Below are 9548 nucleotides of genomic sequence, written 5' to 3'. Positions count from 1 at the left end.
CCGTGGGCGGTTGTCCGCGCCGCGGGCCGCTTGCGGTGTGAAATGTTTTCAAAAGGGTATTACTCTTTCACGGCGCCAACCGTTAGCCCCTGCACAAAATAGCGCTGGAAGAACGGATACGCGAGCACGATAGGCCCGGTTGCCAAGACGACCATCGCCATCCGTGATGTATCCTGCGGCATCGACTGCAGCACGGACGTCCCCAGGGAGGCGTTGTTGCTATTGGCAAGAATGAACTGCATGCTGTTCTCGATCCGCATCAGCATCGATTGCAGCGGCACCAGATCGGGGTTCTCGATGTACAGCAGGGCGTTGAACCAGTCGTTCCAATAGCCAAGCACGTTGAACAGCGCGATTGTCGCGAGGCCCGGCAGCGCAAGCGGTACGATGAGTCGGAAGAATATGCCGAACTCGCCGGCGCCATCGATTTTGCCGGATTCGATAATTGCGTCCGGGATCATGGTCGAGAAGAACGTACGCATGATCATAATGTAGAAGGCATTGACTGCAAGCGGCAGAATGAGCGCCCACAGGGAATTCCCGAGACCGAGCAGCTTCGTCGTCACGATGTAGGACGGTACGAGTCCGCCGTTGAACAGCATCGTGAAGAAGGCAAGGAACGAGAAAAATTTACGGTATTTGAATCCTTTGCGGGAGATCGCGTACGCGAAAAGCGAGATAAAGATCAAGCTGATCGCCGTGCCGACAACCGTGACGAGAATGGTCACGCCGTAGGAGCGCAATAGTTGGTCGCCCGCTTTGAATAGGTAGCTGTAGGCGTCGGTACTCCATTTGTTCGGAAATAACGAGTACCCGTCCTGCGCCAGTGTCTTCTCATCCGTGAACGAGATAACCATGACGAGCAGAAATGGAAACACGCAAGCTAGCGCGAACAGTCCAGCAATGAGGTTGAAGATGATGTTCCAGGCCGGCGTCAGCCGGTGGAAGTCCTTGGATTTCGTAAGGGATGCCATGATGATGCTCCTTTCTTCCTAAAATAACGCGTTGTCCTTATTGAAACGACGGACGATCCAGTTGGACGTGATGACGAGTGCGAAGCCGACGAAAGATTGATACAGGCCGGCTGCTGTGCTCATGCCGATCTCCCCGGTTGTCTTCAGGCCACGGTAGACGTAAGTATCGATAACGTTCGTGACGTTGTAGAGCGTCCCGGAATCGCGGGTAACTTGGTAGAACAAGCCGAAATCCGCGTAGAAAATGCGGCCTATGGCCAGCAAGGTCAAAATGGTCATGAGTGGTGTCAGCATCGGCAGCGTGACGTTACGGATCTGCTGCCATTTGTTCGCGCCGTCGATCATTGCCGCTTCGTATAGAGATTTATCGATGCCCATGATTGCGGCCAGATAGACGACGCTGTTATAACCGAGCGACTTCCATAGGAACACGATGACGATGATGAACGGCCAGTACTTCGGCTCCGAATACCATTGCTGCGGATCCATGCCGAACGCCAGGACGATCTTGTTCATCACGCCGCGGTCGTAGCTGAGGAAGCTATATGCGAAATAACCGACGATGACCCAGGACAGGAAGTAAGGCAGGAACATCCCCGTTTGGAACCATTTCGCCAGCCGCTTGTTTGCGATTTCGGAAAGGACGATGGCCATGGCCACTGCCAGAACTAGACCAATGATGATGAACACGATGTTATAGAGTAAGGTATTGCGGGTGATGATGTACGCGTCGTTTGTGCTGAACAGGAACTTGAAATTATCGAAGCCGACCCAGCGGCTGTGGATGATGCTGGAGAGAAATCCGCCGTGCACGCGGTATTCCTTGAAGGAAATCACCGTGCCGAGCATTGGCAGGTACGAGAAGAAAATAAACCAGATACTAGCCGGAAGCACCATCAGGAGCAGGGCTTTATTACGGTTGATGTCTTTGAAGAAACGCCCAAAGGCCTTCATGGGGTTCACCCTTTCTAAGCGAAGTCGGTTTGCAGCACCAAGGGCCTGCGGCATTTCGTCCCAAGGTGAAACGGCTTCCCCGTCCTTAGGGAGGGGTGGCGCGTTTCAATCCGGAGAATTCTAAGCCATGTTTATAAAAAACACATATAGACTCTTAGAATTCAAGGTGAAACGGCTGATGCCGTCCATTGGCGGCGCAAGTTTCATCCCTTAGAACGAGAAACAATGTACGGGATGTCCCATCCCGTTCGGTTCCTTGTTTTTGAAAAAAGGGCGAATGTTCGCATTCGCCCTTCGGTGCTATAAGTGCTTTACTTGCCTTGCGTAGCTTTCCAAGCGTCGAGTTGTGTTTGCGCTTCGGTCAGGATTTTGCCAAGACCCGCGTCGTTCAGTTTTTTGATCGCTTGCGGCAAGTATTTATCCGGATCGACGGTACCCGTCATGAGCGGTGCCCAGAAGGATTCCTTCGCGTTTTGCACAGCCGCGATCTCGCTCGATACTTTCGTTGGATCGAAGTTGAAGCCGAGTAATGCGGCAGGTTTGCCGGCATCGTTGTATGTCTTGAACTGTTCCCATTTGTCGGCAGGATCGCCAGGGTTCAGGTGCGTGATCATAATGTTGCCAAGTGCGAACGTTGGCATATCGTAGTTCTTGGACTCAGGCAGGTTCTCCATGTAGTCGCCGTCGGTTACCTTGTAGTGCGTGCCTTCGATGCCGGAGTCGACCATGTTGCGAAGAACCGGATCGGTGTTCAGCAGGTTCAGGAATTCCATCGCCTTCTCTTTATGCTTCGAGTTCGCGGAGATGGCTTGCATGGAACCCATGACCGATGCGTTGTAGATCAGCGCGTCGCTCATCGGCGTCGAGACGATAGGGTAGCCGTAGCTGGTCGACCAGACGTTGTCCGCGAACGGCTGCGTCGTCGCTTTATCGGTGAACCATTTGCCCGTCGCTTGCACGTCCGAAGACGATTCCAGCGTCGCGGCTTCCGTAGGAATGTAGCCGGCTTGGTAGTATTTGTGCATGGTTTCGAGCGCTTGCTTCATTTCCGGCGTTTCGAACACGTTTACAATTTTGTAGCTGGAGTCGCCCAGCTTAACGGCCAGCGGGAATTTCTCAATCAGGTAGTCATATGGAATGTACGGCGTGAAGGTCTTGTCCACTTGCAGCGGCGTCACGTCCGGGTTGTTTTGTTTAACTGTCTTCAATAGCGGCTCCAGGCTTTCCAGGGAGCGCACGTCCGTGATGCTCAGCTTATTCTCATCAAGGATGTTCTTGTTGAAGCGCCATACCTCGGATGTCGGAAGCTCTTTGTTCGCCGGTACGCCGTAGTTTTTGCCGTCGACTTTGGAGCCACTCAGGAAGGCAGGGTTCAAAGTGTCGGTAATTCCTTTGCCGTATTGCGTCAGCAGATCGTCGATTGGAGCGAAAGCCCCTTTACGCGCGTTTTGCACATAATCGAATGCCCATGCTGCAGTGAACATGATATCCATGTCTGCGCCGGAAGCCGTAAGTACTTGCATCTTTTGGTTGTAATCGCCCCAGTCAATCATTGTCATTTTGACTGTTGCGCCGATTTTTTCTTTCGTGTATTCGCTAACCGCTTCCATAACTTTGTCGACGTCTTTCTGCGGCGTGCCGATTGTGTACCAGTTCAATTCGACCGGTTTGGCGGTGCTGCCTGTGTTGCCGGACGAAGTGTTGTTGTTCGTGGCAGTGTTACCGTTGCTTCCGCAGGCGCTCAGCAAGAGCATGACGGCCATCGCGGACGTCAGACCGATCGCTGCCTTTTTACGGATGATTCCCATTTGTGTTTCCTCCCTTTTGTCTGTGTAGCATTTCAGTAGTCGCGACTTCTTGCTACTTCATCTTAGAAGATGAAAACATTTTCAAAAATAATAGAAAACAAAGAATAAGTGTACAAAATAAAGAAAGGAACCACGAATGACGCCTCGGCGTCATAGCAGCTCCTTAAAATCGCCCGGCACCATCCCGACATGCTTCTTGAACTGCTTGTAGAAGTAGCCTGTCTCCCAATACCCGACCTGTCTTGCGATTTCGTTCACCTTAAGCCGGCTGTCCGCCAGCAGTTCCTTAGCTTTGTCGATACGAAATTTATTCAGGTAATCCGTGAACGTATCTCCCGTCTGCTTGTGAAAGAGCTGCCCAAGGTAATTGGGGTGAATATGGAACTGCAACCCAAGCGACTTGAGCGTCAGCGCATCCGCGTAGTGCTCGTGGATGTAGCGCAACGCCTGCTTGATGACAGGACTCATGTCTTCCCCGGAGAATGAATCGGCAGTGAAGAATGCCGCCGTCCGTACGGCTTTCTCCACGCCTTCGAGCGTTGCCGCGGTCACCGCTTGGTCGAGTGCGCTTTGGAACACCTCCGCGGCATCCGTGCGTCCGAGCTTGTCAACTTCGATCTTCATCAGGATCATCAGCTCGATGGCGGCGCCTCTCGCCCGGATGGGATGCAAGCTCTCCGCTATCCGTATAGCCGCGAAATCGCGGTCGATAACCCCCGCCAGCTCGTCCTTGTCCTTGGCGAGGATGGACTTTGCATATACCTCCCATTCGAATAATCCCGAAGGAAGAGCTGCCGTGTCAGCGGAAATATCCGCATAGTCGAGTAAATGCCGGTCATGCCGCACCAGGAAAAACTGCTGAGCTTTACGAGCCTGGATGTAGCTAGCAGGGGCGTCGGCTGTCGACATGATCCCGCCGAGCGCGATCTGCGGGCCGAGTTGCCTGTTTTCCCATTTGTCCGCTACTCTTTCCAAGGCTTCCGTTACCTTAGCTTGATTCTGCTCGTCTCCGTTTATGCAGCAGACGGCAACCAGCTCGCCTTCGTCGTTGCGAAAGGGAACAAGAGTCAGGCGGTCAGTCTCTTCGGCCAGGAGATCCGCAATGCGGTCGTCCGGGCCGTAACCTGTGGCACTCTGTTCCGGGCGAAAACGGATGATCGCCAGCGCCACATATGGCTTCGAAAGATCGATGCCGAGTAGTGTTGTTCGTTCCGTCAGCTCGGGTAACGCGATCCGCCCGTTTACCCATCGGGTCATCACATTGTCCCGCAGGATGCCAATCTCATCTTCCCCCAACGGCTTTTCTGGCTTGTCCACCTCCAGCTTCCGTACCGTATCCGTCAGCGTCGCCTCAAGCTCCCCGAAGTTAATCGGCTTGAGCAGGTAGTTCTCGATGCCAAGGCGCATGCCTTCCTTGAGATAATTGAATTCGTTGAACCCGCTCAGGATGATCACCTTCAATTGCGGCTGCAGCTCCCGTGCTTTGCGGATCAGCTCCAGTCCGGTCATGATCGGCATGGAGATGTCAGTGATGAGCAGGTCGACTGGCAACTCGCGCAGTCGCTCCAATGCTTCCTCGCCGTCTTCGGAGCTGCCGACGACCTCCAGACCGAAAGCGGACCAATCGATCGCGTCGCTCAAGCCTTCCGTGATAAACGGCTCGTCGTCCACGAGTAATACTTTATACATCGCCAGCTTCCTCCCTTTGTGTGGCCTCGGGCCAGGTCACCGTCACCGATGTCCCCTTCCCGGGCATGCTCTCTATGCTTATCCCGTAGCCGGGTCCATACACGAGTTCGATCCGCTCGTGCACGCTGCGCAGCCCGAAGGATTGCTGTTCCTCGGTTTCCGGCATCTTCAGCCGGTGCATGATGCGCGCAAGCCTCTCCGGCTCGATGCCTTTGCCGTTGTCGCGTATCTGAACCTGGATCAGGCCGTGCTCTTGCACGGCTTCGATAGTCAGGCTGTTGTTCTTACGACGGGAATCCATCCCGTGCACGATATAGTTCTCTACGATTGGCTGCAGCAGGAGCTTTGCAACTGGAACCCGCAGCAGCTCCTGGTCGCATTCGACCTCATAGGCGAATTTGTCTTTGTAACGGATTCGGAACAGCTCCAGGTACAGCCTGCACATCTCGAGCTCCTCGCCAAGGGTGTTCTCCGCTTTCGCACTGACCGAGTTGCGGAACAGCGCCGCGAGGCTGTAGATCATCTCGCCTACGTCGACCGCTCCTTGCGACATCGCCCGCATTCGGATGACCTCAAGCGTGTTGTAAAGAAAATGTGGGTTTACCCTGGCCTGCAGAGCGGCAAGTTCCGTCTGCTTATGCCGTATCTCCGCCTTGTATTCCCGGTCGATATGCCGGCCCAGCTCGTCGAGCATCTCGTTGAAGCTCTGGGAGATCTGCCCAAGCTCGTCCTCGCGGGCGTCCTGCAGGCGGGCGGTGAAGTTGCCCCCCTCCACCTTCCGCATGAAGTGTACGATCCGGTTCGTCCGCCGCGAGATATTGACAATCAGGATGGACGGAATGATCACCGAGACGACGATGCAAATCGAGCTGATCAGAATGATCGTTCGCTTGAGGCCTGCGTAAGCCTCGGCCATCACGCTTTTAGGCATAATGCCGACCACGAAGTACCCGGCTTTGTTCTGCGTCAGCGTGGAGATGTACGACGGCTCGTCGATCAGCTCGGTTTCCTTCAGGGAGCCGATTTGCTTCATGTACGGGAAGAGCTGTCCGTAGTATTGGTTCGCCGAATCGGACAGCACCTGCCCGTCCTGAGACAGTACCAGAATCTCGCCCTTAAGCGGCGTCCGCTGCTGGTCAAGTGATCGGCTCACCATGCCGGAATCGAAGTATATGAGCAGCTGTCCGATGTTCTTGAGCGTATTCTTATCGTTCACCTGGACGCGCATGGAATACAGCTGCGAGTTCCATTGGCCGATCAGCCCGCGGATCCAGATGTTCGGCGTCGCCGCCACTGGCCCGTCCGCTGCCATGATCTCGGGAATGTAGGAGCGGGTCGGATTGGTCTTGTAAAGCCGCCGAGGTCCGTTTTGATTGAAAGCATACAACTGCTGCATGTCAGTGCTGTACAGCAGGATGTTCTGGATGTCGGGATCGGCATCCATCCGGTCAGCGAGATAGCTCAGAATATCGACCGCGCTCTCGTTGCCGCCCGCGTAGTTCTGGTCGAGCATGTACTGCGCGTATTCGCTGTAGGAATGACGGAGAAAGTAGGACGCGTTGCTCGCGAGCAGGCTGTTGCGGTAGATGTCCTGCACCGTGTTCTGCACCCAGTCGTACTTCTGCTCCATATAGCGGTTCACCCGTTCCATTGCCTGCTTCTGGTTATTCAGCTCGCTGTTCACGATGGAATCAGATATGAGACCAAAGAGCAGGTACGAGAGCGTGATGATCGTCAGATGCACGATGACCGCGAAGACGAGAATGACTTTGACGAACAGGTTGTTCTGTATATAGTTGCGGTAGATTTTCTGGAATCTCAAGCACCCGTGCCCTCTCTCGTAGATAGTTAGGATTTGCCGCCATTATAACATTAAGGACGGAGCCGCGCCTATTCGGACGCCTGTAAGACCGATGGTTAGACAACTCCATGATAATATCCCATATAATGGGTGGTATTGATGCCCCTCGCCTCCATAGAGAAATACAAACGCGAGAAAGAGCCCCATCCCTAGAGGGACGGAGCTCTATCTCGTGGTTTGGTTAGACGCATGTGAATGATTGAATGGACTGCAAGCTCAGCCCAGTATACATCCAAAACCGTCCGTTCCACTGAAAACCCGCAACTGATGTGCGCCCTAAGAATACTGGGAAGAACCAGAATTGGTTTCCATTTCTGAGCCAAATGTACGTATTCCTAAACATACAACGAGAAATCGCGCCAGGGTCAACAGCAAACGGTGAGACCTGAGGTTGTTGAGGGATGAATCCCGGCGGAGGTGAGCTGGGCGCCATCGGCTGCCCTGACGGTCCCGAAGGTCCTCCTGGTGGTCCTCCCGGAGGTCCCGGCTGTCCAGGGAATCCTGGGGGGCCGGGAGGTGGGAAAAATGACATGATCTTGTCACTCCTTATTTGATGGGCTAAAACATTGTATGTAAGAGCGGGGAGAAGAGGATGGGCGTATCTGATATTCTTTTTAGCCTCATTAAATAGTGGATTTTCGCAAATACCTAGTTACATATTAATTTCTAGTAAATGGATTGTTACTATATAAATTTGGATATTTTTGTTATTACAATTTTGGTAGATTATAAGCTACGAAAACGTAATTAGAGAGTTTTATTCAGGTGCTGGCGGAACAACATTTGTACACAAATTGGCTTTGGAATCCGAAACCCAATATCAATTAACAGCCAAGTTAGCAGGGAAGAAAGCCAGCCAGCCGTTCTTGTTTACCACCATCGTTCCGACGGAAGAAACACCTTTTCCTTCTGTTACAGCTCCAGCCTACACGGATACAAATTATATTTTAGAAGGTGTTATTGAGCCACATGCTACCTTCTTCTTCTATATATAAAGACGGAACGTTCATTCACAGTAAACAAGCTAATGATGAGGGCGAGTTTAGCTTTATGATGCCGTCATATCCTCCGTTGCCGGCTGGAGAAACATTGCAGCTCAAAGCTGATGCGCCTGGTAAAGTAATGAGCAATGCGCTGGTGCTCACGCCTGTTATGTCAGTAGAGAAGAGAAGTTCAGTCCACCTACTATTACGGGACAGGTTTAATAAGCGCCTATCTTGAAGATGGCACGCAGATTATACGGGTACCTTTTCCGAAATGAATTCAGGTAACTGGTCGATCGGTTTAAAGCGTTTACTGTTCTGCGAGGCGGAGATCGAATATATGTTATCACCGATGAGGCAGGAATGCTGCCAAGCGATCCGGTATACATTACAATTCAACCAGCGCCTAAAAGCACAGTGCCTGTTGTTTCGAGTATTGTTAGCAGCGAAACGGTAAATATACAAGGAACTTACGATGGTCCAAGTGTCGATGAACGGATACCGACAATAATTATGATAGTTAATGATAAGGGCAATGCAATTACAACTAGATATGTTGGGTGACGGTTCATTTTCGATCAATGTTTCTTTGATTCAGTTGGTCACTGGCCAAACGATAAAAGTGGTAGCGAAAGAAGCTCAAAAGGTAGCTAGTGATCCATTGGTCATTGCGGTGAATTAGCATATACGAGATGAACGGAGTCCCTATACCTTAGAGGTGCGATTGCCAAGTTATTTCAAAAAGGTCGCAAGGAATGAAGTGAGGAAGTAAAACCCCCGTCCTCACGCGGATGCAAAAGAGCTTGGTCACTGTACTTCAGTGATCAAGCTCTTTAAATTATGGATTCACACAGCCACAATTCTCCGCCACCATATACGCTCTGAAATGATTGCTTTTAATGAAGTAACTATTTCGAGTTACAGTTTACGTGATTGCAGGGGTAGTTTTTTTGGTTTGTGTTTAGAACAAAACAAATTGTTTTCGGAAAAGTTTTTCAAAAAAAGTCTTGCAATGAATTAGATGCCTATGGTATATTCTATTTCTGGCCGAGAGAAACAAGCGGCTGGGACGAAAAGCTAAAGATCATTGATGGATAGAAATTGAAATCAACGAAAAACAAAGCTTGACACTGAATTCGATAACGTGATAAGATATACAGCGTTGTTGAAAAAAATTGTTCTTTGAAAACTGAACAACGAGCAAAACTGCCCCGTTAGAAATAACGGAAAAAGCGATAAAAACAAGTTTGAGCAAGTCAAACAAAACCATTTCATGGAG

7 protein-coding genes are annotated in these 9548 nt (G+C 51.6%); all 7 read right to left on the bottom strand.

Annotated elements, in window-relative coordinates:
• Positions 1 to 59 precede the first annotated feature (59 nt).
• Positions 60 to 974, bottom strand: coding sequence for a carbohydrate ABC transporter permease (locus tag AC0YNT_RS29915; RefSeq protein WP_441897168.1), 915 nt, complete (start codon positions 972 to 974; stop codon positions 60 to 62).
• An 18-nt stretch (positions 975 to 992) separates the two neighbouring features.
• Positions 993 to 1928, bottom strand: coding sequence for an ABC transporter permease (locus tag AC0YNT_RS29910; RefSeq protein ID WP_475807836.1), 936 nt, complete (start codon positions 1926 to 1928; stop codon positions 993 to 995).
• Positions 1929 to 2239: 311 nt separating this feature from the next.
• Positions 2240 to 3736, bottom strand: coding sequence for an ABC transporter substrate-binding protein (locus AC0YNT_RS29905; protein WP_475807835.1), 1497 nt, complete (start codon positions 3734 to 3736; stop codon positions 2240 to 2242).
• A 150-nt stretch (positions 3737 to 3886) separates the two neighbouring features.
• The gene (locus tag AC0YNT_RS29900) at positions 3887 to 5425 is read right to left on the bottom strand and encodes a response regulator (RefSeq protein ID WP_475807834.1); all 1539 of its coding nucleotides are present in this window, start codon (positions 5423 to 5425) and stop codon (positions 3887 to 3889) included.
• Positions 5418 to 7247 (bottom strand): cache domain-containing sensor histidine kinase, encoded by a 1830-nt coding sequence (locus AC0YNT_RS29895; protein ID WP_475807833.1) that lies wholly within the window; start codon positions 7245 to 7247, stop codon positions 5418 to 5420. The genes AC0YNT_RS29900 and AC0YNT_RS29895 overlap by 8 nt, the downstream gene beginning before the upstream one ends.
• 220 nt (positions 7248 to 7467) lie before the next feature.
• Positions 7468 to 7818, bottom strand: a complete 351-nt coding sequence (locus AC0YNT_RS29890; protein ID WP_475807832.1) for a collagen-like protein — start codon at positions 7816 to 7818, stop codon at positions 7468 to 7470.
• A gap of 1535 nt (positions 7819 to 9353) precedes the next feature.
• Positions 9354 to 9548: hypothetical protein (locus AC0YNT_RS29885; protein WP_475807831.1), on the bottom strand; the 195-nt coding region annotated here is incomplete at its 5' end.

The sequence above is a fragment of the Paenibacillus sp. J22R56 genome (genome assembly GCF_056269375.1).
Note: the sequence above shows the minus strand (reverse complement) of the source record. Positions and strands in the feature narration are given on the sequence as shown.

Excerpts from the sequence above, each read along its gene's own strand:
- AC0YNT_RS29890 (WP_475807832.1), bottom strand. The coding sequence starts at position 7,818 with ATGTCATTTTTCCCACCTCCCGGCCCCCCAGGATTCCCTGGACAGCCG.
- AC0YNT_RS29900 (WP_475807834.1), bottom strand. The coding sequence starts at position 5,425 with ATGTATAAAGTATTACTCGTGGACGACGAGCCGTTTATCACGGAAGGC.
- AC0YNT_RS29915 (WP_441897168.1), bottom strand. The coding sequence starts at position 974 with ATGGCATCCCTTACGAAATCCAAGGACTTCCACCGGCTGACGCCGGCC.
- AC0YNT_RS29910 (WP_475807836.1), bottom strand. The coding sequence starts at position 1,928 with ATGAAGGCCTTTGGGCGTTTCTTCAAAGACATCAACCGTAATAAAGCC.
- AC0YNT_RS29905 (WP_475807835.1), bottom strand. The coding sequence starts at position 3,736 with ATGGGAATCATCCGTAAAAAGGCAGCGATCGGTCTGACGTCCGCGATG.